The organism is Marilutibacter maris, from assembly GCF_006546735.2.
GTDB classification, from domain to species: domain Bacteria; phylum Pseudomonadota; class Gammaproteobacteria; order Xanthomonadales; family Xanthomonadaceae; genus Marilutibacter; species Marilutibacter maris.
Genome location: NZ_VICD02000049.1, coordinates 14,869 through 40,378 on the forward strand (window position 1 = coordinate 14,869; position 25,510 = coordinate 40,378).

Here is a 25,510-nt window from a genome sequence, read left to right on the forward strand (position 1 = left end):
CGAGATCAGTCCGGCGGCGGCAACTCGAAGCCCGGCATCGGCCCCTCCAGCGGCAGGGCGCGCATCACCTCGGCGGTGTGCGGATCGGCCGGGAAGAAGGACTCGATGGCCAGTTCCGACAGGATCACCTCGACCGGAGTGCCGAACACGGTGGTGGTGCTGATGAACGAGAGCTCGCCGAAGTCGCTGCGCAGGCGCAGCGGAATCGCGATGGCGTTGGGCTCGGGGTCCTCTTCCGGGCCGGCGCCGGGGTAGCCGCGCAGTTCCTCCAGCAACTGCTCCAGCACGCTGTCGCCGGAGCTCTCCAGCTGCTGTTGCAGCCGATGCAGCAGGTGCGCGCGCCACTGGCCGAGATTGGCCACCCGCGGCGCCACGCCCTGCGGGTGCAGGCTCAGCCGCAGTACGTTGATCGGCGGTTGCAGCAGCTCGGGCGCGACCCCGAGCAGGAACGGCGCCAGCGCCCGGTTGGCTGCGTGCATGCGCCAGTGGCGATCGATCGCCAGCGCCGGGAACGGTTCATGGCCGCGCAGGAGCCGTTCGATCGTGCGCCGGGCCGTCTCCAGGCCGGCATGGTCGAGCGGGCGTTCGCCGTACAGTGGCGCAAAGCCGGCGGCGGTGAACATGCGGTTGCGCTCGCGCAGCGGCACTTCGAGCCGGTCCGTCAGCCGCAACAGCATCGCCCGGCTCGGCGCCGAGCGGCCGGTTTCCAGGAAGCTGAGATGGCGCGCGGAAATATCGGCCAGCCCGGCCAGGTCTTCCTGCGAGAGTCGGCGGCGACGGCGCCAGTGGCGCAACTGCTCGCCGAACGGAGACGGTGTGGAGTCGATGCGGTTCATGAGGGCGGACGATAGCCCAGGTGCGCGCCGCGGAGACATTACCTGGCAGGTAATGGTCCGGCCCCGTGCGCGCCGGCAGCATGGCCGACATCCCAACCACGAGGAGATTCGCGATGTCGAGCAAGCGCCTTTTCGCAAGCCCGGGCTTCCTGCCCCGCCTGTTGTGGATCGACGGCCTGGCCACCGGCGCCACCGCCGTGCTGCTGATCGCCGGAGCCGGGGTGCTGGCGCCGGTACTGCAGCTGCCGGTCGGGCTGCTGCGCGGCGCGGGACTGGTCTGTGTGCCGTTCGTGCTCTGGGTGCTGTCGTTGGCGCGGCGTCCGCGGGTGCCGGGTGGGGCGATGGCCGCGGTGATCGCGATCAACTTCGCCTGGGTCGCCGGCAGCGCCTGGGTGGCGTTCGGTCCGCAATGGCAGCCGGCGGCGATCGGAATCGCCTTCGTCTGCGCGCAGGCGCTGGTGGTGCTGGTGTTCGCCGAACTGGGCTGGGTCGGGCTGCGCGCGAGCGCCAGCGGCCGCCGGGCCGCCGCCTGAGCGCGTCCGTTCGGATATGGAGGGACCGCCTTCCCTGCGTGGCGAGGGCGGTCATTGGCCGGTGCGCGCGGAGCGGTTAGTGTCGTGTCGATTCCGGTGCCCCCGGATCGTCGTTTGATCGAATCCCCACTGCATGGAGTACGACGATGTCGCTGGTCAGACCCATCACCCCGCACCTGTGGTTCGATCGCCAGGCCCGCGAGGCCGCCGGGTTCTACTGCTCGGTATTCCCCGATTCGCGGCTCGAGTCGGTGGTGACGCTGCGCGATACGCCGTCCGGCGACTGCGACGTGGTGTCGTTCGAGCTGTGTGGACAGCCGTTCATGGCGATCAGCGCCGGCCCGCTGTTCCGGCTCAATCCCTCGGTCTCGTTCATCGTCAACTTCGACCCGGTCCGCGATCCACGGGCGCGCGAGCGCCTGGATGCGACCTGGGCCGCGTTGATCGAGGGCGGGCAGGCGCTGATGCCGCTGGACGCGTATCCGTTCAGCCCGCGCTACGGCTGGGTGCAGGACCGCTACGGCCTGTCCTGGCAGCTGATCCTGTCCGAACCCGCCGAGCAGGCGCCGCCGGCGATCATGCCGTCCTTGCTGTTCGTCGGCGAGGCCTGCGGCCAGGCCGAGGCGGCGGGCGCGTTCTATCGCTCGGTATTCGAGGATTCGCAGCCCGGGCGGCTGATCCGTTACCCGGACGGAATGGCGCCGGATCGCGAGGGTTCGGTGATGTTTTCCGACTTCCGGCTCGGCGAGACCTGGTTCGCGGCGATGGACAGTGCCCGCGAGCACGACTTCGGCTTCAACGAAGCAATCTCCTTCGTCGTGACCTGCCGCGACCAGCCCGAGCTCGACCGCTACTGGGCGCAGCTGTCCAGCGTCCCCGAGGCCGAGCAATGCGGCTGGTGCAAGGACCGGTTCGGGGTCTCCTGGCAGGTGACTCCGGCCGTGCTGGGTTCGATCATGGCCTCCGGCGACGAAGCCCGGATCGCGCGGGTGACCCGCGCCTTCCTCGACATGCACAAGCTGGATGTCGCGGCGATCGAGGCCGCGGCCGCCGAGGAGATCGCATCGTGAGTGCCGACAAGCCGGTCAAGGGTCCCGCGTCCTATTTCCCCTCGATCGAGAAGACCTATGGCAAACCGATCCAGCACTGGCTGGACTTGCTCGACGCGATGGGCGACATGCGGCACATGGACAAGGTCGCGGCGTTGAAGTCCCAGCATGGCCTGGGCCATGGTCACGCCAATGCTCTGGTCGCGTACCAGCGTGCGCGGAGTAGCGCGTGACGGCGGTCGTCGCGACCGTGCGGCGGATCATGCGCGGAGGGTGGGCGATACGGTCGGCTGCCCTCGGCGCGACGGTATTGATGGCGGCGCTGGCCGGTGGTGCCCGGGCGGAGGCGCTGGCGATCGTCAACGCGCGTATCTACCCGGATCCGCAGGCGGCGGCGATCGACGCCGGCACCGTGCTGGTGCGCGACGGACGCATCGTCGAGGTCGGGACCTCGGTGACGCTGCCCGACGATGCGCGGGTGGTCGATGCCGACGGCGGCGTGGTTACCGCCGGCTTCTGGAACAGCCATGCGCACGTACTGCCGCTGCCGTTGCGCGAGGCGGACACGCGCAGTGCCGCAGAACTGGATTTCGCGCTGCGCCGGATGTTCACGGGAAAGGGATTCACGACGGTGTTCGACATCGCATCCTTCCCCTCGGGCAATGCCGCGGCCCTGCGTCGCCGGATCGAGGCCGGCGAGGTGACCGGACCGGCGTTGCTGACCGTCGATGCGCCGTTCTTTCCCGACGGCGGGACGCCGTCCTACGTGCAGGACCTGCTGGATGCGCTCCAGGTCCCCAGCGCGGAAGTCGCGACCGCCGAGGCCGCGCGTGCGCGGGCGCGCGACCAGCTCGAACATGGCGCCGACGGCGTCAAGCTGTTCATCGGCGCGATCGTCGACGATGGCAAGGGCGTGGTGGTGATGGATGCGACGATCGCGAAGGCGGTCGTGGACGAGGCCCACCGCAGACACAAGCCGGTGTTTGCGCACCCGACCACGCTGGCGGGCGTGGAGGTCGCACTGGAGGCGGGCGTCGACGTGCTCGCGCACACCACACCGACGGGCGGGCTGTGGAGCGACGCGCTGGCGAAGCGGCTGGTCGAGGCGGACATCGCGCTGACGCCGACCCTGGCGCTGTTCGAGATCGAAGTGCGCAAGGAACAGGCGCCTGAGTCGGTGGTCGCGCAGGTGGTGTCCGTCGCCCGGCAGCAGTTGCGCGCCTTTCACCAGGCCGGCGGACAGGTGCTGTTCGGCACCGACGTGGGTTACGTGGACCTGTTCGAGACGCGTCGCGAGTTCGAGCTGATGGCCGATGCGGGCATGGACTGGCGCGCTATCCTCGCCAGCCTGACCACGACGCCGGCGCGACGCTTCGGCCAGGGCGATCGCAAGGGGCGGGTGCGGGCCGGGATGGATGCCGACCTGGTCGTGCTCGCCAGCGATCCGGCCGATGATCCCACGGCATTCGCCGACGTCCGCCACACCGTCCGCGGCGGCACCCTGATCCACTCGGCGCGGACGGCGGCGGCGCCGTCTTCACGGCCCGGAGTCGCCGGCCCCTAGTTGCGGCGACATGGCGCCATCGGAGCACGCCGTCGCAGCGAGCGTTCCCGCGGCCGTGCCGACGGCGCAATGGTGGGCTCGCGGGGGCGGCCGAATGCACGGGCCCAGTACACGGAAATCGCGCGGATCGGCGCGATTTTCGTGCATTTCGAGTTGAATGATCCGATCGTCGATAATTTGTCGATAGCCCCGCGTGGCGCGGTTTTCCGCTGAAATCATGGGGTTTTTCGCATGCGTTGATTTTGCAGAGTCGGTTTTTAGGCGTTAACCTGTATCGCTTGTCCGCATTTCCGGAGAGCGAGAAGCCTGTGATTTTCCGTGGTTTTTTAAGCATCTGCAGTACCGTTTTGTTGTTGTCGACGTTTGCCGCAAAAGCGCAGGAAAGCGATCGCGAACTCGATCTCGGAGGCGCGGTGCGCTTCAACTACGGATGGCTCGATTACGGCGACAATCCGGGCGCCGATCTGGAGTTGGTCCGCATCGACGCCAAGGGCAACGCAGGCCCGGCCTTCTTCTCTCTGCAGTACCGCTGGTATGACGGCTTCCACGCCGTGCACCATGCCTGGGCGGGCTGGAAAATCGACGAGTCCTCCGATATCCGCGCCGGTATCCAGCAGGTGCCGTTCGGCCTGCTGCCCTATGCCTCGAACAGTTTCTGGTTCGGCTCCGGCTACTACCTCGGTATCGAGGACGACTACGACCTCGGTGTGGTGTGGCGGCGCGACGACGGCGCGCACCGTTTCCACGTCGGCGCGTTTTCCGGCGACGAGTACGGCACAGGCGCGCGCTACGATCGCTATTCGTTCGACGTGGCGACCACCGAGGATCTTCCGTATCGCGAGCGCGAGCGCCTGAATCTGCGCTACGAGAACGTGCGCGACTGGAACGACGGCGAGCTCGCGCTGGGCGCGTCGCTGTTCACGGGCCGGGTCGAGAATCGCATCGAAGGCGAGAAGTACGGTCACGACGGCGCCGCGCTGCACGCGCAGTGGAAGCGCGGCCAGCTGACCATGCAGGCGCAGTGGGCGCGCTACCGCTACCGCATCGACGAATCGCGCATCGCGATGTCGGCGTTCGACTTTCCGTTCGAGATCGCGGCCGAGGCCGACGTGCCGACCTTCAACGTCGCCTATGCGCTGCCGCAGACCGGTTGGTTCGACGGCATCACCTGCTACAACAACCTGAGCATGACCAGCCCGGTCGACGACGATGCGGGTCTGCGCGAGTCGTGGCAGAACGTCACCGGCTGCAGTTTCGCCAAGGGCAAGATGTTCACCTACGTGGACTGGATCGCCGGCAAGAACATGTGGTTCGTGGGCGGCTCGGGCATCGGCGTCGACGAGCCCGGATCCAACCGCTGGCGTTCGCGTCTGAACGTCAACGTCGGTTTCTATTTCTGAGTTTTCCAATCGACATTGGAGAGACCCCGGCGCCGCGATCGCGGCGCGACGACATGAGCCGGCAGCGTCCGGCCGATACAGGCATCAGCGAGGAGTACGCGTCTTGAACGTCCAGCGACAGATCGAAAAGCTCGAAGAGGTATACGAGACCGATTACGAGGTAGGCCAGGACAACATCAAGGCATTCGGCCTGGACCTGCACAATCCGGTGTTCATCATCAGCGCGGTGCTGATCGTGCTGTTCGTGGTGGTCTCGCTGGCGATGCCGGAGAAGGCCGGTGAAGTGCTGCTGGCGACCCGCACCTGGATCCAGAACACCTTCGACTGGGTGTTCCTGACCGCCGGCAACGTGTTCGTGTTGTTCTGCCTGGCGGTGATCGTGCTGCCGGTCGGCAAGATCCGGATCGGCGGCGACGATGCCAGGCCCGAGTTCTCGCGGCCGTCCTGGTTCGCGATGCTGTTCGCGGCGGGCATGGGCATCGGCCTGATGTTCTGGAGCGTGGCCGAGCCGGTGGGCTACTTCACCGAATGGTTCGGTTCTCCGCTGGACATCGCCGGCGGTACCGAGACCTCGCGGCGGGCCGCGCTGGGCGCGACCATGTACCACTGGGGCCTGCATCCGTGGGCGATCTACGGCGTGGTCGCGTTGTCGCTGGCCTTCTTCGCCTTCAACAAGGGCCTGCCGCTGACGATCCGTTCGACCTTCTACCCGATCTTCGGCGACCGGGTCTGGGGACCGCTCGGCCATGTGATCGACGTGCTCGCGGTGCTGGCGACGCTGTTCGGCCTGGCGACCTCGCTGGGGCTGGGCGCGAAGCAGGCCGCCGGCGGCATCGAGTTCCTGTTCGGGATCTCCGGCGGGCTGGCGCTGCAGATCGGAATCATCGCCGCGGTCACCACGATCGCGACGATCTCGGTGATCCGCGGCATCGACGGCGGCGTCAAGCTGCTGAGCAACATCAACATGCTGGCGGCGGCCGCGCTGCTGCTGTTCGTGATCATCGCCGGCTCGCTGATGGCCTTCGTCGGCAATGTCGGCACCACGATCGCCTCGTACGCGGAGTACATCCTGCCGCTGAGCAACCCGGTCGGCCGCGAGGACGAGGGCTTCTACCACGGTTGGACGGTGTTCTACTGGGCCTGGTGGATCTCGTGGTCGCCGTTCGTGGGCATGTTCATCGCCCGGGTGTCCAAGGGCCGCACGGTGCGCGAGTTCATGACCGCGGTGCTGCTGGTACCGATGCTGCTGACCATCGTGTGGATGAGCGCGTTCGGCGGCAGCGGACTGGACCAGTCGATGGCCGGGATCGGCGAGCTGGCCGAGGGCATCGGCGACTCCTCGCTGGCCCTGTTCCAGATGCTGCAGCACCTGCCGTGGACCTCGATCACCTCGGCATTGGCGATCGCCCTGGTCCTGCTATTCTTCATCACCTCGTCCGATTCGGGCTCGCTGGTGATCGACAGCATCACCTCCGGCGGCATGGTCGACGCGCCGGTCGCGCAGCGGATCTTCTGGGCGGTGACCGAAGGCGTGATCGCCGCGGTGCTGCTGGCGATCGGCGGCAAGGCGGCGCTGGACGCGCTGCAGGCCGGCGCGGTCAGCCTGGGCCTGCCGTTCACCTTCGTGCTGCTGCTGATGTGCGTCAGCCTCGCCAAGGGCCTGCACCACGAGCAGAAGCTGAACCGGCTCGCGGGCTAGCTGTACGCAGCCAGCGACCGGCAGGCGTCCGGTGCCCGTGACGGGCACCGGGCAGCGGATACCGGCGGCTGTCGATCCGGTCGGTGCCGGTTCGTCGTAGGGGCAGGAGGGCAGGCAACCGCCGGCCCGTCGACCTCGGAGAGCCGTCATGAATACCCGTCGCCATCTTTCCACGCCGCTGGCCCGCACGCTGCCGGCCGGCGCGCTGCTGGCCGGCGCGCTTCTGACCGGTGCGTTCGCCGTCACGGCGTCGTTCCCGGCCGCCGCCGATCCGGCGGTCTACGAAATCGAACCCGATCACACCTATCCCAGCTTCGAGGCCGACCACATGGGAGTCTCGGTCTGGCGCGGCAAGTTCAATCGCAGCACCGGCGAGGTGACCCTGGACAAGCAGGCGGGCAGTGGCTCGCTGAGGGTCGAGATCGACATCTCCAGTATCGACTTCGGCCATGACGTGCTCAACGGCGAGATGGTCGGTGCGGAATACTTCGATGCCGCCGCTTATCCGACCGCGATCTACAGCGGCAGTCTGGCGGGCTTCGCCGACGGCGTGCCGACCCGGGTCGACGGCGAACTGACCCTGCGCGGCGTCACCCGTCCGGTGACGCTGGAGATCAAGTCCTTCAAGTGCATGCCGCATCCGATGTTCAAGCGCGACTGGTGCGGCGCCGACGCCTACGCCACGATCGATCGCGCGGCATTCGGGATCGACGCCGGCAAGGACTGGGGCTTCGACATGGACGTGACGCTGCGGATCCAGGTCGAAGCGATCCGCAAGGAGTAGAGGAAGAAGCCGACCGCCACGGAGGTTGCGTGGCGGCCGCGGCGGGTCGGGGCGGGGTGAGAAGCAGCGCATCCGCCCCACGGATGCGACAGTTGCGGGCGGCCCAGCCGTCGGCCGCGGCGCGGGGCGCGGGGCGCGGAAGTCGATCCGCATTGGGCGTTGATGATGAGAATGCTTCTTGATTACAATTGATAAATATTCTCATTAGCGGCTCGTGGCAGGCCATTCCCGGCTTGCGGCCGCCGCACTCGCTCCAGGAACGCCCCCCGATGACCGCCTCCGCTTCGCCCCCGAATCCCTCCATCGCCTTCTCGCGCGTCGGTGCTCGCCGACTGCTGTCGCTGTGCGTTGCCGCGGCGCTGTGGTCGCCGCTCGCGTCGGCGGGAGGTGGCGGTCACAGCGCCGACGCGACCGACCTGGACACGGTGAGGGTGACCGGGCAACGGCTGGACCGCTATGGCATCGATCAGAGCTCGACCGCCACCCGACTGGCGTTGACCCCACGGGAGACGCCGCAGTCGGTCAGCGCGGTCAGCCGCGAGCAGATGGACGACTTCGGCCTGACCCGCATCAACGACGTGCTCGGCGCCACCACCGGCGTCACCGTCGAGTCGGTCGAGACCAGCCGCACCTACTACACCTCGCGCGGGTTCGACGTCACCAATTTCCAGCGCGACGGGCTGGGTCTGCCATTGCCATACGGGATCCAGGACGGCGATCTGGACACCGCGCTCTACGAGCGCATCGAGGTGCTGCGCGGCGCCAACGGGCTGATGTCCTCGACCGGCAATCCGTCGGCGACGGTGAACTTCGTGCGCAAGCGTCCCACCGCCGACCTGCGCGGCCAAGCGCAACTCACCATCGGCAGCTGGGACCGGCGGCGCATCGACATCGACGTCTCCGGGCCGCTGGCCGCCGATGGCGGCGTGCGCGGTCGCGCGGTGGCGGCCTGGGAGGAGGGCGACAGTCACCTGGACCGCTACTCGCTGGAGAAGCAGGTCTATTACGGGGTCGTCGAAGCCGACCTCGGCGCGGCCACGACCCTGGCCGCCGGCGCCTCCTACCAGCGCAACAATCCCAACAGCCCGCTGTGGGGCGCGTTGCCGCTGTACTACAGCGACGGCAGCCCGACCGACTACGACGTCTCCACCAGCACCGCCTCGGACTGGTCGTTCTGGGACCAGGAGGACACCCGCGCCTTCGTCGAGCTGGACCAGGCGATCGGTGGCTGGAACCTGCGCGCCTCGCTCAATTACCAGAACACCCGCAGCGACACCGAACTGTTCTATGTCTACGGCACGCCGGACCGCGATACCGGTCTGGGCCTGTTCTCGTACCCGTCCGACTACGATGGCGAGTTCAGCGCGCTGCATGCGGATGTCTATGCGACCGGGCCGATCGTGCTGGGCGGTCGCGAGCACGAGGTGGTGATCGGCGGCAACTGGGCCGATGGCGAGAACCAGGAGGTCTCCTGGTACAGCACCGACATCGGCACGCCGCTGCCGCCGCTGCAGGACTGGGACGGGCGTTATCCCAAGCCTGCGTTCGACGCCTATTCCGACGGTTCGCGGTTCGACTACCGCCGCGACAGCCTCTACGCGACCGTGCGCTGGAACCTGGCCGACGGCTTCAAGCTGATCACCGGCGTCAATCGCGCCCGTGCCCGGACCCGCGGCCACAGTTATGGCGAGGCGACCACGGTCGATGAGACCCGCACCACCCCCTTCGCCGGCGCGGTCTGGGACCTGGGCGAGCACTACTCGGCCTATGCCAGCTACGGCGAGATCTTCAACCAGCAGGCCGAGGTCGACGAGAACAACCGCCTGCTCGGCGCCCTGACCGGCAGCAACCGCGAGATCGGGCTGAAGGGCGAGTGGTTCGACGGCGGGCTCAACGCTTCGCTGGCGGTGTTCCGCACGCGCCAGGACAATCTCGCCGAATCGGCCGGCTTCAACACCGACACCGGGCAGACCTACTACCGCGGCATCGATGCCGAATCTCAGGGCTTCGAGATCGACGTCGCCGGACGCATCGGCGACCACTGGCAACTGGCCGGTGGCTTCACCCGCCTGCAGATCGACGACGCCGACGGCCGCGCCGCGCGCACCTACGTGCCGCGTGAGCTGCTGCGCCTGTCGGCGACCTGGCAGGTGCCGCAGGTGCAGGGCCTGCGCGTCGGCGCGCGGGTGAACTGGCAGGGCGACATCCATCGCGACACCGCGATCGTCGGCGCCGACGGCCGGCCTGCGCGGATCCGCCAGGATGCCTACGCGCTGCTGGGCCTGATGGCGCGCTACGACTTCGCCCGTCGCTGGAGCGCGACCCTGAACCTGGACAACGTCAGCGACGAGAAGTACATCCCCAGCCTGTACTGGGAGCAGGGCTACTACGGCGCGCCGCGGCACGCATCGCTGACGATCGGCTATCGGTTCTGAGCGGATGTCGACGATGCGCACAGCGACGACATCCGCCGCCGCCGTGGCGCGGCGCGCGCCCCCCGGGGGCTGGCGCTACCGCGGGGCGGTGATCGCGCGGGTGCTGGCGGCGATGGCCGGCGGCTACTACCTGGCGCATGCGACGACCGCCTTCCTGACCCTGGTCCTGCCTTTCGCGCGGGTCGACCGGGTGATCGCCGCCAGCCTGCTTTCGTTCGCGGTCTGGTGCGCGGCCGCGATCCACGCCTTCGCCGCGCGTTCGGCCTGGCGCGCATGGTGGCTGCCGACGCTGGCCGCGACCGTGCTGCTGGGCGTTTCGATGCTGTTCCACGACGCCGCTCGGCGGCCCTGAGCCGGGCACCGGTACAGACGGATACGATGAAGAACTCCTTCGTGCAATCGATGGCCTGGCTGCATACCTGGGCCGGACTGGTGGTCGGCTGGCTGCTGTTCGCGATCTTCGTCGGCGGCACCCTGGCGTGCTTCGACAAGGAACTGGACGACTGGATGCGGCCGGCGCTGCATGGCGTGCAGGCGCCGGAACGCCCCGCCTTCGACGCCGCGCTCGCGCTGTCGCGAGAACGCGCCCCGGAGGCGCATGCGTGGTATGTCACCGCCGGCAACGATCGCGAGCGGGCGATGGAGTCGTATGTCTACTTCGACGACGGCAGCCACACCCGTCAGGCGCTCGATCCGCTCAGCGGAGCGCCGGTGCCGGACACCGCCGGTGGCGACTTCTTCTTCACCCTGCACTACAACCTGCACGCCGGTACGGTCGGCATGTACATCGTCGGCCTGGCCGGCATGTTGATGCTGGTGGCCCTGGTCGCCGGTGTGCTGATCCACAAGCGGATCTTCAAGGACTTCTTCACCTTCAGGCCGAAGTCGGGCGGGCAGCGCGCCTGGCTCGACGGCCACAACGTCACCGGCGTGCTCGGATTGCCGTTCCACCTGATGATCGCCTACACCGGAGTCGCGATCTTCGTCGCCAACTACATGTTCGCCGGCGTCAATGCCGCCTACGACGGCGACATTCTGAAGTTCTACGAGGAGGCGGGCGACCTGTACGAGCGCCCGGAGGTCGGCGAGCCCCTGGCCCGCCTGCACTCGGTCGATGCCCTGGTCGAGGATGCGCAGCGCCGCCTCGGGGCGCCGGTCACCTGGGCCAGCGTGCATCATCCCGACGACGCCAGCGCGACCATCTCCTTCGGCGGCGACCACAGCCGCGCGGTGGCCTGGAACCTGCGACAGGTCTTCTACGACGCCACCGACGGCCGCTTCCTGCACCAGACCGGCGCGCCGGGCGGTGGATACGCCAGCTACAGCTATCTGGGGGGCATGCACATGGCGCAGTTCGGCGGCGCCGCGCTGCGCTGGCTGTATTTCCTGATGGGCGTGGCCGGCTGCGTGATGATCGCCAGCGGCATGCAGGTCTGGGTCAACAAACGCGCCAGGCGGGTGGCGGCGGCCGGCGTGTTGTCCGGCTACGGACTGGTGCGCGGACTCAACGTCGGTGTGGTCGCCGGGATGCCGCTGGCCTGCGTGTCGATGCTGTTGGCCAATCGGCTGTTGCCGGCCGACCTCGGCGATCGCGCCGCCGCCGAGATCGCGGTGTTCTGCGCGGTGTGGGTGCTGGCGGCGGTGTGGGGCACCTGGCGCGACCGCCTCGGACGCGGCTGGCGAGACCTGTTCGCGGCCACCGCGGCGGCCCTGCTGGCGGTGCCGCTGGTCAACGCGGTCGCGACTCCGGACAGTCAGTTGCTGGCGACCCTGGGGCGCGGCGAGTACGCGTTGGCCGCGGTCGACCTGGGCGCACTCGCGTTCGCGATCGGCTATGCCGCGCTGGCCTGGCGACAGACCCGGTCGCAACCGTCGGGCCTGGCGGCGCGGCCGCAGCGGTCGGAGCGCGAACAGGCCGCCTCCGCGGCCGTGGAGACGGGTTGATGTTCGGCGTCGTGCTGGCGCTGTCGATCGGCGCGTGGATGCTGTTGGCCCTGGGGCTGCCCAGGCATCGTCAGGCGGTGTTCGGAGCGGCGGCAAGCGACCGCGGCGGGCACCTGCTGCGACTGGCCGGCTGGAGCCTGTTGCCGCTGGCCTTCGCGATCGCGGTCGAAGATCACGGCTGGGGTCAGGGGCCGATCTTCTGGGCCGCGGCGTTGGTGATCGCGGCGCTGGCCTGGGTGCTGTTGATGGCGCTGTGGCCGCGACGCAGCTGGTGTCTGGCGACCGCCCTGGCGCTGTTGTCGGCGGGAGCCGGGCTGGCCTGAGCGGCGCCGTCTTGGAGCGCCCCCGGTCCGGCGCTACCCTCGCAGGGGTTACGGACTGCCGTGGACCAGGGGGAACGCAATGCAGCATCGGATCGAAGGCGGGCGGCGTGATGCCCTGTGCAGAGGCGTGAATGGCGTGGCCGCAATGCTGGCGATGCTGTGCCTGCTGGCGGTGGCCGATGCCGCCGCCGCGATGCGCAGGATCGATCCCGGCGAGGACCCCGGACTGAAGCCCGACGAGGGGCTGGTGGTGCTCGCGGTCGATGCCAACGCGCAGATCAGCAGCATCCGTGTCGACCACGCCGGCGGTGGCAACGCCGAAGTGCTGAACTACCTGGGGCAGGGGCGCACGCTGGGCCTGTATGCGGCGGCTGCGGGCGAGTACGAATGGGCGCGCATCAATGTCACCGGCTGGAACGTACGCACCCGTTTCGATCTCAAGGGCGAGAACTACCGCTTCGAGGTGATCGCCGGACAGATCAGCTATCCCGGCGAACTGGTGATGCGACCGCTGGGCTGGACCTCGGCCAGGATCCATGTCGCCAACCACGGCCTGCCGGCGATCGACTGGCTGGAACGCAATCATCCCGGTCCCTATCGGCAGTACCGGTTCGCCTATGCCGGCCACTATCCGGACCCGTTCCCCGAGTTCTACCGGGCCGCCAGGGCCGACGACGAGCGTCCGCCGGCGGAGCTGGACAGCGGCCGCGAGCCGCCCAAGCCGGCGTCGTTGCCGGTCGACGCGGAAACCATGTGGCGCCCTGGCCGTATCGGCGACTATTCGCTGAGTCCGTCGGGACGGTTGTTTGCCGAGGCGGTGCGCGACGACGACGGCGACTGGAGCCTGCGCCTGCTCGACCTGCAGACCGGCGGCGAGCAGACCCTGCTGACCCGGCGCCGCGCCCCCGGCATGGTGGTGTGGAAGGACGACTTCACCCTGGTGGTGGAGGAGCCCGGCAACAGCTACAGCCATGTCGTCTATCGGGTCGCCCTCGGCGGCGCGGATGGAGCGCACCGGGTCCAGCGGGTTCCGATCATCGGCAAGGGCCGGGTGGTCGACCTGTTGCCGGACGATCCCGAGGCGATCCTGTTCGAGGGCTACGACAGCCATCGGCAACTGGCGGTGCACCGGGTGGTGCTGCGCGGCGATCGCGACATTCGCGGATTCGCCACCGCCAAGACCCGCGACCGCCTCAACAAGGGCGTGGAGCGCGACATCGCGTGGTTCGCCGACGGCCATGGCCGGCTGCGCGCCGCGGTCGCCCTGCGCGACGAGGAGGCGGTGCTGCTGTACGGCCGCGACGGGGTCTACGAGGAAGTCCTGCGGCCGCGGCCGGAAGGCGGCTTCGAGCCGGCCGGGCTGTCGTTCGACGGTGCGACCATCTACGGCTTCAGCGACGAGGGGCGTCCCCAGCGCGAGCTGGTCGCATTCGATCCGGTCCGGCGGCAGGTGGTGCGCACGCTGTTTTCCAAGGAGGGCATCGACATCGTCGGCCTGGTGGTGGACGAGCGGCGCGAGCCGGTCGCCGCGCGCTACTACCTGTCCGGGCAACTGGTGACCGAGTACTTCGCCGAGTCCGGCCAGGCGCTGGAGCGGCAGTTGCGGGAGGCTTTCCCCGGCCAGACCGTCGCCGTGGTCGACCGCAGCGACGACGGCCGCCAGCTGATCCTGTGGGTCGACGGCAGCGACCGCCCGGCGCGGCTCTATCACCTCGATGCCGCCGCCGGGCGCGCCGCCCTGCTGGAGGAGAGCGCGCCCTGGCTGGACGGCCTGGCGTTCGCGCCGACCCGGGTCCTGCGCGTGGACAGCACGGACGGCCTGCCGGTCGAGGCCTTCCTGACCCTGCCGGCCGGCGCCGGCGACAAGCCGCTGGTGGTGTTCCCGCACGGCGGTCCCATCGGTGTCAGCGACCGCCGCCATTTCGATCGCGAGGTGCAGTTCCTGGCCTTGCAGGGCTTCGCGGTGCTGCAGGTCAACTTCCGCGGCTCGGAGGGCTACGGGCGGGCGTTCCGCGAAGCCGGCATGGGCAGCTACGGCACCCGCATCGAGGACGACATCGAGGCGGCCCTGCAGGCGGCGCTGGCCGCGCATCCGGTCGATGGCAAGCGCGTGTGCATGCTCGGCAGCAGCTATGGCGGCTACTCGGCGCTGATTTCGGCGATCCGCTGGCCGGACCGGTTCCGTTGCGCAGTCTCGATCTCCGGCGTCAGCGATCGGCCGCTGTTCTTCACCGCCAGCGACAGCGTCCGCGACGCGTCGCTGCGACCGCTGATGGAGCGGATGATGGGCGACCCGCGGACCCAGCTGGAGCAGATGAAGGCGGCCTCGCCGCTGTACCGCGTGGACGAACTGCGGGTGCCGTTGATGCTGGTGCACGGACGCGAGGACGATCGTGTCGACTTCGAGCACACCCGGCGCCTGGTCCGCATGTTGAACCTGCGCGGACGGCCGCCGGTGGTGCTGGCCTTTCCGCGCATGGGTCACGGTTTCACGGATCCGGTCGCCATCGACATCGCCTGGACCGGGATCGCCGGCTTCCTGCAGCAGCACCTGGGACCGGTGACCGCGGCGGCCGGGGCCGGTGGAGGGCGTGACGATATGGCTACGGACGCCGGCGCCGGCGGGGGTAGTATCGGGAAACCTTGAACCGGGAGAGGATATCGATGGAAGCGTCCTGCGCCGTACACGGAAACGTATCGCCCCGCTCGCGCCGCACGCGCCTGCGGGTTCTCGCAGCGGCCATCCTGGCCCTGGCCAGCGCGGGAAGCTGGGCGGCGACGCCGGACATCGAGGCGATCCAGGCCAGGGTGGCCGAACAGCACGAAACCTCGGTGAAGCGCCTGCAGGACTGGATCGCGCTGCCGTCGATCGCCGCCGAGGACCTGAACTCGCGCGTCGGCGCGCAGTACATGGCCGACATGGCGCGCGAAGCCGGCTTCGGGCAGGTCGAGATCATCGAGACCGATGGCAAGCCGGGCGTGTTCGCGGTGCTCGACGCGGGCGCGCCGACCACCGTCGGCGTCTACTTCATGTACGACGTCAAACAGTTCGACCCGGCCGAATGGAGCTCGCCGCCGCTGGAGGCGAAGCTGATCGAGCGCCCGGGCGTCGGCACGGTGATGATGGGCCGTGGCGCGGTCAACCAGAAGGGCCCGCAGTCGGCGATGCTGGCCGCGCTGCACGCGATCCGCGACGCCGGCCAGCCGATGCCGGTCAATCTGGTCCTGGTCGCCGAGGGCGAGGAGGAGATCGGCTCGCCGCACATCGGCCAGTTCGTCCACCATCCGAAGGTGCGCGCCGCGCTGGCCGACAGCATCGGCGTGTTCATGCCGATGGCCCTGCAGGGCCTGGACGGGGAGGTCACCGTCAGCCTTGGCGCCAAGGGCGTGGTCGAGCTGGAGCTGGTCGCCAGCGGCGAGAAGTGGGGACGCGGGCCGGCGAAGGACATCCATTCCTCGCTCAAGGCGATGGTCGACAGTCCCGCCTGGCGTCTGGTCAAGGCGCTGGACACCCTGGTTTCCGACGACGGCAACACGATCACCATCGACGGCTATCCGACCGCGCCGCCGCTGAGCGAGGCGCATCGCCGGATGATCGCCGCGGCGACTTCGCGGCGCGACGAGGCGGACATGAAGAAGCTGTTCGGCGTGCCGCACTGGATCGACGACCTGCCGTGGCAGCAGGCCAACGAGCGCCTGGTCTCGCAGCCGACCGTCAACATCCAGGGCCTGGTGGGCGGTTATACCGGTCCCGGCGGCAAGACCGTGCTGCCGCATCGCGCCGCGGCCAAGATCGACCTGCGACTGGTGCCGGGCATGACCCGGGACGCCGCGGTCGCGGCGCTGAAGTCGCACCTGGCCGCGCGCGGCTACGGCGACATCGAGGTCAACGTCACCGGCGGCTACGACCCGACCAGCACCGATGCCGATGCCCGGCTGATCCAGGCCCAGTTGTCGGTGCTGCGCGACAACGGACTCGATCCGCTGCTGTGGCCGCGCGGCGCCGGCTCCTATCCCGGCTTCGTGTTCACCGATCCGCCGCTGAGCCTGCCGGCCGGCCATTTCGGCCTGGGGCACGGCAGCGGCGCGCATGCGCCCGACGAGTATTTCCTGATCGAGTCCGCGAACCCCAGGGTCGCCGGCTACGACGGCGCGGTGATGTCCTACGTCGAGTATCTCTACGAACTGGCCCGCTGAGGGGCTTCCACGCCCGCCTCGCGCGACGGCGATGGCCGCTCGCGACTGGGGCGGGATTGGCTCTGGCGGGCGCCCCTCATGCGCGCCAGTCTCGATGCCGCCCGCATGCAACGAAAAGGAGAATCGCCTTGCAGGACATGATCCCCCGCCGTCTCCCTTCCGCCCGTCGCCGTGTTCCGGCATTGCGGGCGCTGACCTGTGCCTGCTCGCTGGCGTTCGCGTTGCCGGTCGCGGCGGCCGGGGGCGTCGATGCACGGATGAGCGAGCTCGCCGCACGCGCGGTCGCGCTCGGCCTGGAGGAGCAGCCGCTGGCCGGCTACGTGCTCGGCTTGCCGCTGCCCGACCATGCGCACTGGTCGCCGCGGGCGCCGCAGGACATCGCCCGCATCGACGCCGCCGAGGACGCGCTCCAGGCCGGGCTGGACGCGATCGATCCCGATGCCCTGGGCAGTGCGGCGCTGAAGCTCGACCACGCCCTGCTCAGCGAGCGCCTGCAATCGCAGAAGGCGCTGCGCGTGTGCCGCTTCGAGTTGTGGGACGTGAACCACATGAGCGGGTGGCCGGTGATGCTGGCCCGCTACGCGCGCTTCCAGCCGGTTTCGACCGCGGCCGAGCGCGAGCAGGCGCTGCAGCGGTGGTCGGCGCTGCCGGCCTTCGTCGATCAGGAGATCGCCAACCTGCGCGAAGGCCTGAAGCAGGGCTACTCGGCGCCGCGCAGCGTGGTCGACCGGGTGATCGGGCAGGTCGACGGTCTGGCCAGCGCCCGCGTGGCCGACTCGCCGCTGGCCGGGCCCGCCACCCGCAGTGAGGACGCGGCGTTCAAGAGCGCGTTCGAGGAGGTGATCGGCGACAAGGTCAATCCGGCGCTGGCCCGGTATCGCGACTTCCTGCGCGAGGAGTACCGGGCGCAGGCGCGCACCGCGCTCGGGGTCTCGGCCAATCCGCAGGGCGAGGCCTGCTACGACGCTTCGCTGCGCAGCTACACCACGCTGGAGCGTAGCGCCCGCGAGGTCCACGACCTGGGCGCGAAGGCGGTCGCCGCCAATGTGGCCGAGATCTCCGCGATGGGCGAAAAGCTGTATGGCAACGGCGATTTTTCCGAGATCCTCACCCGGATACGCGAGGCGCCGGACAATCAGTTCGCCAGCGAGGCCGAACTGATCGACTATTCGCGGGCGGTGGTCGGGCAGTCGCGCAAGGCCAGCGAGAAGCTGTTCCTGGCCCTGCCCGAGCAGGAAATGAAGGTCGAGCCGTTCCCCGATTTCATGCGCGGCTCCGGCGCCAGCGCGCACTACGAACCGGCGGCCGATCCGACCCGGCCGGCCTATTACCGCATCGACAGCGAGGGCTGGGCCAACGAGACCCGCGGCGGCGCCGAGATCACCGCGGTGCACGAGGGTTTCCCGGGCCATCACATGCAACTGGCGTTCGCCTTCACCCAGGACAAGACGCCGTTGGCGCAGCTGAGCTTCAACTCGGCCTACGCCGAAGGCTGGGGCCGCTATGCCGAGCGCCTGGCCGAGGAGGCCGGGATCTACAGCAACGACTACGCGAAGGTCCAGCGCCGCGCCTGGCCGGCGCGCGGCATGGTCGCCGACACCGGTCTGCATGTGCTGGGCTGGAGCCGCGAGAAGACCGTCGAATACCTGAAGGAAACCGGCCGTTTCGGTCCCGCGGAGACCGAGGCGCTGGCCGATCGGATGGCGATGCTGCCGGGACAGCTGACCGCCTACGACTCCGGCGCGCTCGAGATCGTGGCGCTGCGCGAGGAGGCCGAGGCGGCGCTGGGCGAGCGCTTCGAGCTGCGCCGGTTCCACGACGAGGTGCTGCGCCACGGCAATGTGCCGATGTCGGTGCTGCGCGCCAATATCGAAGGCTGGATCGCCGAAACCGCGGAAACCGCGGACGCGGGCACGACGCGCAGCGCACCGGACACCTGATTGCCCCGGGGCCTGCCCGCATGCGCGCAGCGTGCGGGCAGGCCTGACCTGTCGTCGGGGGCGGTGGCGTTGTCGTGAATGGGGCGCCGGTGGCGGCCTGCGGAGCGGCCGCGGCCGTTCGCGAACATCGAGCGTCGATTCGGGAGAGGGGTCATGTCCGATCATTCAGGCAAGGATCTTCCGTTCTACGACGGCAGGCCGGTGGCGATCGGCGCCTCGGGCTGGCTGTTGGCGATGGTCGGCGTGGCATTGGGGTTTGCGGTGCTGATCGCGCCGTTGCCGCCGTTCTCCACCGCCGTCGGGCAGTTCGTTCCGGCGATCGCGTTCTTCGCGATTCCGCTGGCGGTGTTCGCGATCGTCGCCCGTAGGCACTGGACCGCGTTGTTCGGAAAGGTCGGTGGTCGCGAAATCGGCTGGATGTTCGCTTTCGCGGGCCTGAACCTGGTGGTGACGCTGACGGTCGCGGCGCTGGTCAGTCGACTGTTCCCTTCGGCGGCCAACCCGGTGTTCGGGACGCTTGCCGGACAGGACGGCGCGAGTCGCCTGCTGTTTTTTCTCAAGACCCTGCCGCAGTTGTTCGGCGAGGAGGTGGTGACGATCCTGCCGTTGCTGGCGCTGGCCTGGTGGTTCCATTCGGTGCTGAAGCTGGGGCGTGCCGTGTCGATCCTGCTGGCCTGGCTGTTGTCCGCGCTGTTGTTCGGCGCGATGCACCTGCCGACTTACGACTGGAACTTCCTGCAGTGCTTCCTGATCATCGGAACGGCCCGGCTGGTGCTGAGCCTGGCCTACCTGAAGACCCGCAACATCTGGGTCTCGACCGGTGCACATGTGATCAACGACTGGGTGATGTTCGGCGTGGCGCTGCTGCTTGGAGGGCTGGTCGGCTAGGCGCGTCGCCATACCTGGGTGGTGCGGGGCGATCGAAACGGGACTGGTCGACGCGGGATTGACGCGAACTTTCTCCGGGTGGACGCATACTGCGCAGGTTGCCGGTCCCTCCGACCGGCCGGGCCCGATCCCGGGAGGTGTTCCGATGCGGTACCCGATACTGGCGACGGCGGTCGCTGCGATCTTGGCGGGCTGCAGCGCCCCGCAATCCGAAACCGGCCAGGCCGCGTCGGCCGACGGCGAGCGTGCGGCCATGGAGGCGGCCACGGAAACGGCTGCTCCGGAGCGGACCGCCGCGGCCGATGCCGCGGATGCATCGCCACAGGCGCAGGGCTTTGCCCAACGCTACGAACTGCAGGGCATCGCATTCGACGTCCGCGCCGGTGGCGGCACCCTGACCGTCACCCCGAGTGGGTTGGAAGCGAGCAACGAAGCGATGGTGACCGAAATCGAAGGCACGGTAAGCGCCGCCGAAGTGGCCGACGTCAACGCCGACGGCTCGCCGGAGATCTACGTGTTCGTGCAGCCGCCGGGCGGGAAGGCGACGGCGCGGCTGGTCGCGTACTCGACCAACAACCTCAAGAGCATGAGCGAGATCTACCTGGCGCCCTTGTCCGAGGATGCCGAGAACGGGCCGGCCTTCGGTGGCGGCAACGAGTTCGCGGTGATCGAGAACTTCATCGGCCAGCGCTTTCCGGTGATCGGCGACGACGGCAAGCCGACCGGAAAGACCCGCCAGCTGCTGTATCGCCTGGAGCCTGGCGAGGCCGGCTGGGTGCTGGTGCTGGACCAGGTCCAGGAGTACTGAAGCCGGCAGCGGCCATGGCGGTCGCCGTCGGGCTCAGCCGCCGCTGCGGATGACTTCCAGCTCTTCGTTGAAGCGCTGGTACAGACGGTAGTCGTTTTCGCTGAGCTTGAATCGCTGCAGCGATTCGGCCGCGTAGTGGCGGATCTCCCACAGTTCGTCGGGGTTGGACATCATCTGCAGCAGTTGCCGGCGCAGGCTGTCGTCCACCACCCGGCTGTTGCGGATCGCCATTGCCGCGCTGATGCGTTCGTCGATGTGGCGGTCGGCCGCGAGCGCGTCGATCAACGGTCGCAGGTCGCCGGCGTCCTTGGCCAGGGCGCCGAGCTTGAACAGGCTTTCCGAACGCACGCCGATGTCCGGATGGGTGGAGGCCAGCGCGCCGAGCCGGGCGATGGTGCCGTTGGCCTCGCTGGCTGGCAGCGGGATGTCCGGCAGTGCGTGGATCGCCGAGCGCAGCACCTCCGGATCGCGGTTGGGATCGGCCAGCAGTTGCCGGGTCAGGTCGTAGGTGTCCTGACCGGCGATGCCCAGTCGCGACAGCAGGTCCAGGCCGACCGCCTGCATCTGGCTGTCGTCGGAAATCGCCATCTCAAGGCCCAGTTGCTCCACCGCCGGGGCGCGCACCTCGCCGAGTATCGACAGCAGGTGCTCGGCGGTCGCCGAGGTCGGATCCAGCCGCAGCGCATCGATCAATCCGCGCAGGGCCTGGTCGTCGGCCTCGGCGTTGTCCAGCAGCGCCTGCTTGAGTTCCAGCAGCTCGGTCTGCTGCTTGGCGCTCAGCTGCGGGCTCTCGGCCAGACGGCGCAGCTCCGCGACCGAGGCCACGCTGTCCCGATAGGGCGCGGTCTCGGCGGCGGGGTCGTGACTGGCCTCGCCCGCTATCGGTGCCGGCGAGGCCGCCGCGGCACCGGCGACGGCGGCACTGCCTGCCGCCGCCGGGGACACCGCGGGGTCGCCGTGCCCGCGGACCACGAAGATGCCGATCGCGACCGCCGCGACCGCGCCGATACCGCACAGCACGAGTGTTTTCTGCTCCATCGCGTTCTGCTTCATCGCGGCATCCGGGCAATCACAGCTTCTGGGTCGAGCGTTCCATGATGTCCTGGAACTTGGTCGCGTAGCCGGCCAGCAGGCTGGCGCGGTCGGTGCCGTTCACCACCCGGCGCGCGTTGTAGTAGTCGGTGTGTCCGGCGTAGACGTAGTCGCCCAGCTTGCGGCCGGTGAAGCTGCCGTAATGCATGCCGTAGGACATCACCGTGTAGGCGACGTTCGGCCACAGCGCGCGTTCGGGATAGGTCACCAGGTCCTGGCCGGTGATCGGCGACATCTTCCGGTAGTTGTACAGATGGGTGAGCTGGACGTAGCCGCGTCCCTTGTAGCGGCAGCCGCCGTCGTAGTTCACGCAGTGGGTGTTGCTGTACTCGGTGATCGGCTGGTAGGTGTTGGCCACCTCGTGCTTGGTGGTCGCCCACATGTAGGCGATCTGGCGCATCCACACGGTCTGGTTGGCGATCGCCGGACGGGTGTCCTTCTCGATGTTGTTGAGCAGGTAGTTGATGCCGTCGACCTGGCTCTGGTTGAGCGAGCCGAAGTGGTAGCGCAGGCGGCTGAAGAACGCGTCGCGGTTGATCCGGTAGCCGCTGGCGGTAGTGGACGGGTTGTAGGTGATGGTGTCGGAGGTGACGTTGGACAGGCGACCGGCGCTGTTCTTGAGCTGCATGTAGACGCGCTTGGAGCCGCCGCCGCTGGACAGGGTGAAGTCGACCGTGGTGCCGGAATAGCTCTTCCAGCTGGCGCCGGAGAAGGTCGAGCTGTGGCTGATCCGGTAGTGGGTCGGGGTCGAGGTGTTGTATCCGAACTTGACCCTGACGTAGCGGCTGGTGGTCGAGGCGGCGCCGCCGTTGATGGTGACCCCGCTCAGGCCGATCGACGGCGCGGTGCCGTTCTGGTCGAGGTAGCTGCCGTGCATCCAGCGCGCCTGGCTGGCGTACCAGACCTTGCGCCAGCTGCCGGAACTGCCGATCACCGACCACGTCGAGCCGGAGGGGGCTGTGCCGACGATGCCGTAGCCGGTGCCGGGACCGGAGCGCACGTTGAGGGTCGAGGCGGTGACCTTGCCGCAGCTGACGTTGACCGCCTGGGTGTAGGAGCTGGCATGGATCCAGCGCGCGTAGTTGTTGAACCAGATCTTTTTCCAGGCGCCGGAGGTGCTGCCGGTGGTGATGTAGGTCTCGCCGGAATTGACGGTGCCGACGACGGCATAGCCGGTGCCGGCGCCGGAGCGCACATTGAGGGCCGAGGCGGTGACCTTCAGGCCCGCGCAGGTGCCGGCGACGGCCGGGACGGAGGCGGCGAGCAGGATGGCCAGGGCGGCGCCGGAAAGCCGTACCCGCCTTGCGGTCGCGGGCGTCGGGTGCAGTGGCTTGATCATCAGTGCTAGTCCTTCAGGGGCTGATGGGGCAGGGGTTGATGGGGTGATTGAAGCGGGTGGCGAAGCCGGGGCCGCGCGGCCGATGGCGAGCGGGCGGTCAGAAGCGGGGTTCCTCCAGGGCGGGGTCGGCGCGGCAGCGCGACAGCGGCAGCGCGCGGGCATCGTCGATGCGCAGGACATGGCCGTTGTCGGCATCGGCGCGCACCGACATGCAGGCGCAGCCATAGCCGTAGCTGGAACCGTTGGTCACGATCCACTGGTCGTCGCCGAAGGCCGGCCAGTCGCCGTCGGCCTGGTGGCCGCCCTGGGTGCCGACGATCCAGGTGCGGTCGCGGTCGCTCAGCCAGGCATTGCCGGGAGTCGGATTCTCGAACCAGCCGCAGCGGGTCGCGGACGATGCGGTCGCGTCGGAGGTCTCGCCGCCGTTGGCTGGCGGGGAAGTGGTGGGCGAGGCAGATGCAGGCGCCGGTTGCGACACGGGTTGTGGCGCGCCGGACTCGCCTTCCGCCGGCGCGCTGCAGGCCGTGCTGGCGATCAGTGCGCCCAGCACAAGGGCGACGGGCTTCCTGCGCATGGTCATGGCTCCCTCCGTCCCGGCATGCCGGCCGTCCCGCACGGCGGCCGGTTGCCATTCTGAGCGCCGATTGTTGCAGGCGGGGCGGGTCGCGACGGTGATCGGGGTTGCAGAATGGCGCCCGATCGTGCCGGCGCCCTTCTCAGGGGATCGCGGGAATCTCCAGCGATCGCGGCCGGTCCCCGTCCGACTGCCCATCGGCACGCTCCGCACCGGCACGCTCCGGATTGGCACGCTCCGCATCGGCACGTTCCGCATTGGCACGCTCCGTATCGGCATGAAGCTGGCGCAGGCGCCGGCCCAGGGTGTCGACGTTGGCCTGGATACCGTCCAGCGTCTCCCGCCGCGCCGCCGGCAGCCAGCGGCGGGCGGCGGCGACCAGGGTCTCGCGTTGTCGCCACCAGCGTGCGGCATGTCCGTTGCCGACCGCTTCGATGGCGCTGCGCTCGTCGGCCTGGGGCAGGCCATAGCCGGTGTCCGGCAGCAGCGCGGCCGGCCGGCTGAGATGGCCTTCGGACTGCAGCATCTGTTCCAGCATCGCCCGTGCGTCGCCGCTGCCCGGGCCGCTGTTCGACAGGGGGGCGGAGCCATCGTCCGGGCCGGGACCGGGATGCGGCCTGGCCGGCGTCCGCGCCAGCAGTTGTCGCTTGAGATCCTCGCGTGCGCGCAGTTCCTCGCGGCGCAGCGCGGCCTGTTCGAGCAGCAGCAACGCCGCGCTGGTGCGCAGGTCGGCCGAATCCAGCCAGCGGGCCCGCTCGCTGGCGGGCGCGTCCAGCCAGGCCTCTACCGTGGATTGCGGCAATGGCAGCGCGCGGCGGGCGATCTCGAACATCGCCTGGTAGTGCGAGCTGAGCGCCTCGAAGCGGTAGCCGAGCCGGACCGCCCGCTCGGGATCGTCGAACATGCTGTCGTCGGCGACCCCGGTCTCGCGCAGCCGGCGCAACAGGCCGGTCGGAGTGATGCTCGCCAGCGACTTGCCGGCGAGCCGGGGCACGCCGTCGTGGAGCAGTTTGAAGGTCTCGGTCGCGCAATTGTTGGACAGGAAGTAGTAGCGGCCGTCGTAACTCCAGTGCAGACGGGCGGCGCGTTCGAGCAGGCCGGCGATCTCGTCCCGCTGCAGTCGCAGCGGTGTCGACCGAAGGCCACGCAGTTCGGTGCGGGTGTACTCGTCGATCACCTGTTCCAGCGGCAGCACGAACAGGCGCGAGGGATACGAGCCGGTCAGGCCGCGCCACCCTGAAACCTGCACGTCGTCGACGAAGGCGCGGAACGACAGCACCCGGTGGTGCTGCAGGTCCAGTCCGCAGTCGGGCCCGCGCGGACGTCCGGGCGCGCAGATCACCAGCCGCAGCATGCTGTGGCCCCAGCGACTCATCATCTGCTGGTTCGGTTCGGCGAGCAGGTAGTCGATCCGGTAGACCCGGTCGACGTCGATCCGCTGCAGCGGCGAGGCTTCGGCGCCGTCCGGGGTGCTCATGAACGCGAATCCTGGCGCACAGTCGACCGGCGTCGTCTCCACCTCCAGCTGCGAGGCGAAGTAGCGGTGCAGGGCGGGGCGGCGACAGGCGTATTCGGGGTCGAGCAGGAAGTACTCGAGGTTGACCGCGACGAACTCGGCCGGGTCCTCCAGTTCATAGAGGTCGGGACTGCGGTCGCTGAACGCGTTGCGGCCACTGCGCAGGCCCAGGCGCAGGGTGCCGACCTGCCACCCGGCCAGGTCGAGCAGGCGCGGATCGCGCGACAGTCCGCCGTCGGGAGAGCGGTCGTAGACGTGGGCCAGCTCGTGGATCAGGGTCGCCAGCGCGGCCCGTCGCGCCGGCCCGCTCCCGCCGGCGGCCACCCAGTCGTCCAGCAGGTCGCGGTCGAGCCGGAGTCTGCGCCCGCGCACGCGTCCGTGGACGTGTTCGGGCAGATCGTCGCGCCATCCCAGCTCGATGCGCGGATCCAGCGCCTGCCGCCACTTCGGCGGCAAGGTCGTCCATGCCGCCGAGACCAGTTCGGTGGTGGCGCCGGTTTCCTCGGCGTCGAGCGTGCTCGTCGATATCCGCATTGGCGGCGACGCGGCCGCCAGCGGGGCGAGGATCAACAAGGCCAGTCCCGCCAGC

Annotated in this window: 21 protein-coding genes; 16 read left to right on the top strand and 5 right to left on the bottom strand. The window is 69.2% G+C overall.

All coding sequences use genetic code 11. The annotated features are described in order from the left end of the window. Positions 1-5: 5 nt before the first annotated feature. Positions 6-836, bottom strand: a complete 831-nt coding sequence (locus FKV24_RS03550) for a helix-turn-helix domain-containing protein (RefSeq protein WP_141481298.1) — start codon at positions 834-836, stop codon at positions 6-8. A 113-nt stretch (positions 837-949) separates the two neighbouring features. Here FKV24_RS03550 and FKV24_RS03555 point away from each other — a divergent pair, with 113 nt between their 5' ends. The 16 genes from FKV24_RS03555 to FKV24_RS03630 all read left to right on the top strand — a co-directional run bounded on the left by FKV24_RS03555 (position 950) and on the right by FKV24_RS03630 (position 20,400). Next, a complete protein-coding gene (locus tag FKV24_RS03555; RefSeq protein WP_141481299.1) occupies positions 950-1,369 on the top strand; it encodes a hypothetical protein in 420 nt (139 codons plus the stop codon). Positions 1,370-1,515: 146 nt separating this feature from the next. Next, on the top strand, positions 1,516-2,439 hold the full coding sequence (locus tag FKV24_RS03560) for a VOC family protein (RefSeq protein WP_141481301.1): 924 nt from the start codon (positions 1,516-1,518) through the stop codon (positions 2,437-2,439). Further along, on the top strand, positions 2,436-2,651 hold the full coding sequence (locus FKV24_RS03565) for a DUF4287 domain-containing protein (RefSeq protein ID WP_111266613.1): 216 nt from the start codon (positions 2,436-2,438) through the stop codon (positions 2,649-2,651). The genes FKV24_RS03560 and FKV24_RS03565 overlap by 4 nt, the downstream gene beginning before the upstream one ends. Continuing rightward, complete coding sequence (locus FKV24_RS03570; RefSeq protein WP_249040899.1) at positions 2,648-3,982, top strand: amidohydrolase family protein; 1,335 nt, start codon at positions 2,648-2,650, stop codon at positions 3,980-3,982. Before FKV24_RS03565 ends, FKV24_RS03570 begins: the two co-directional genes overlap by 4 nt. A 353-nt stretch (positions 3,983-4,335) precedes the next feature. Next, on the top strand, positions 4,336-5,382 hold the full coding sequence (locus tag FKV24_RS03575) for a hypothetical protein (protein WP_249040900.1): 1,047 nt from the start codon (positions 4,336-4,338) through the stop codon (positions 5,380-5,382). 103 nt (positions 5,383-5,485) lie between these two features. Continuing rightward, entirely contained in the window at positions 5,486-7,081 is a 1,596-nt protein-coding gene (locus FKV24_RS03580; RefSeq protein ID WP_111266611.1) for a BCCT family transporter, read from the top strand. Between the two features lie 148 nt (positions 7,082-7,229). Continuing rightward, positions 7,230-7,865: a YceI family protein gene (locus tag FKV24_RS03585; protein WP_111266610.1), complete on the top strand. Its 636-nt coding sequence runs from the start codon at positions 7,230-7,232 to the stop codon at positions 7,863-7,865. A gap of 269 nt (positions 7,866-8,134) precedes the next feature. After that, positions 8,135-10,300, top strand: coding sequence for a TonB-dependent siderophore receptor (locus FKV24_RS03590; protein WP_141481302.1), 2,166 nt, complete (start codon positions 8,135-8,137; stop codon positions 10,298-10,300). A gap of 13 nt (positions 10,301-10,313) precedes the next feature. Then, positions 10,314-10,652: a hypothetical protein gene (locus FKV24_RS03595; protein ID WP_211371768.1), complete on the top strand. Its 339-nt coding sequence runs from the start codon at positions 10,314-10,316 to the stop codon at positions 10,650-10,652. A 26-nt stretch (positions 10,653-10,678) separates the two neighbouring features. Beyond that, entirely contained in the window at positions 10,679-12,244 is a 1,566-nt protein-coding gene (locus FKV24_RS03600; protein ID WP_170288198.1) for a PepSY domain-containing protein, read from the top strand. After that, entirely contained in the window at positions 12,244-12,567 is a 324-nt protein-coding gene (locus tag FKV24_RS03605; RefSeq protein WP_141481306.1) for a DUF3325 domain-containing protein, read from the top strand. Before FKV24_RS03600 ends, FKV24_RS03605 begins: the two co-directional genes overlap by 1 nt. 145 nt (positions 12,568-12,712) lie before the next feature. Then, positions 12,713-15,214 (top strand): alpha/beta hydrolase family protein, encoded by a 2,502-nt coding sequence (locus tag FKV24_RS03610; RefSeq protein WP_249040904.1) that lies wholly within the window; start codon positions 12,713-12,715, stop codon positions 15,212-15,214. A gap of 17 nt (positions 15,215-15,231) precedes the next feature. Further along, positions 15,232-16,764 carry a M20/M25/M40 family metallo-hydrolase gene (locus FKV24_RS03615; RefSeq protein ID WP_141481310.1) on the top strand — a complete coding sequence of 511 codons (1,533 nt, stop codon included), beginning with the start codon at positions 15,232-15,234 and terminating at the stop codon, positions 16,762-16,764. A 137-nt stretch (positions 16,765-16,901) separates the two neighbouring features. Beyond that, positions 16,902-18,704: a DUF885 domain-containing protein gene (locus FKV24_RS03620; RefSeq protein ID WP_249040905.1), complete on the top strand. Its 1,803-nt coding sequence runs from the start codon at positions 16,902-16,904 to the stop codon at positions 18,702-18,704. Positions 18,705-18,857: 153 nt separating this feature from the next. Beyond that, on the top strand, positions 18,858-19,592 hold the full coding sequence (locus FKV24_RS03625) for a CPBP family glutamic-type intramembrane protease (protein ID WP_141481314.1): 735 nt from the start codon (positions 18,858-18,860) through the stop codon (positions 19,590-19,592). A gap of 145 nt (positions 19,593-19,737) precedes the next feature. Next, complete coding sequence (locus FKV24_RS03630; protein WP_141481316.1) at positions 19,738-20,400, top strand: hypothetical protein; 663 nt, start codon at positions 19,738-19,740, stop codon at positions 20,398-20,400. Positions 20,401-20,433: 33 nt separating this feature from the next. Here FKV24_RS03630 and FKV24_RS03635 read toward each other — a convergent pair whose 3' ends face one another. From FKV24_RS03635 to FKV24_RS03650, 4 genes are all read right to left on the bottom strand, one after another. Further along, positions 20,434-21,453, bottom strand: a complete 1,020-nt coding sequence (locus tag FKV24_RS03635; RefSeq protein WP_141481317.1) for a hypothetical protein — start codon at positions 21,451-21,453, stop codon at positions 20,434-20,436. 16 nt (positions 21,454-21,469) lie between these two features. Next, positions 21,470-22,831, bottom strand: a complete 1,362-nt coding sequence (locus FKV24_RS03640) for an SH3 domain-containing protein (RefSeq protein ID WP_170288199.1) — start codon at positions 22,829-22,831, stop codon at positions 21,470-21,472. Positions 22,832-22,928: 97 nt separating this feature from the next. Continuing rightward, positions 22,929-23,411: a DUF4087 domain-containing protein gene (locus FKV24_RS03645; RefSeq protein ID WP_249040901.1), complete on the bottom strand. Its 483-nt coding sequence runs from the start codon at positions 23,409-23,411 to the stop codon at positions 22,929-22,931. A 136-nt stretch (positions 23,412-23,547) separates the two neighbouring features. Next, complete coding sequence (locus FKV24_RS03650; protein ID WP_141481353.1) at positions 23,548-25,455, bottom strand: DUF7844 domain-containing protein; 1,908 nt, start codon at positions 25,453-25,455, stop codon at positions 23,548-23,550. Positions 25,456-25,510 lie beyond the last annotated feature (55 nt).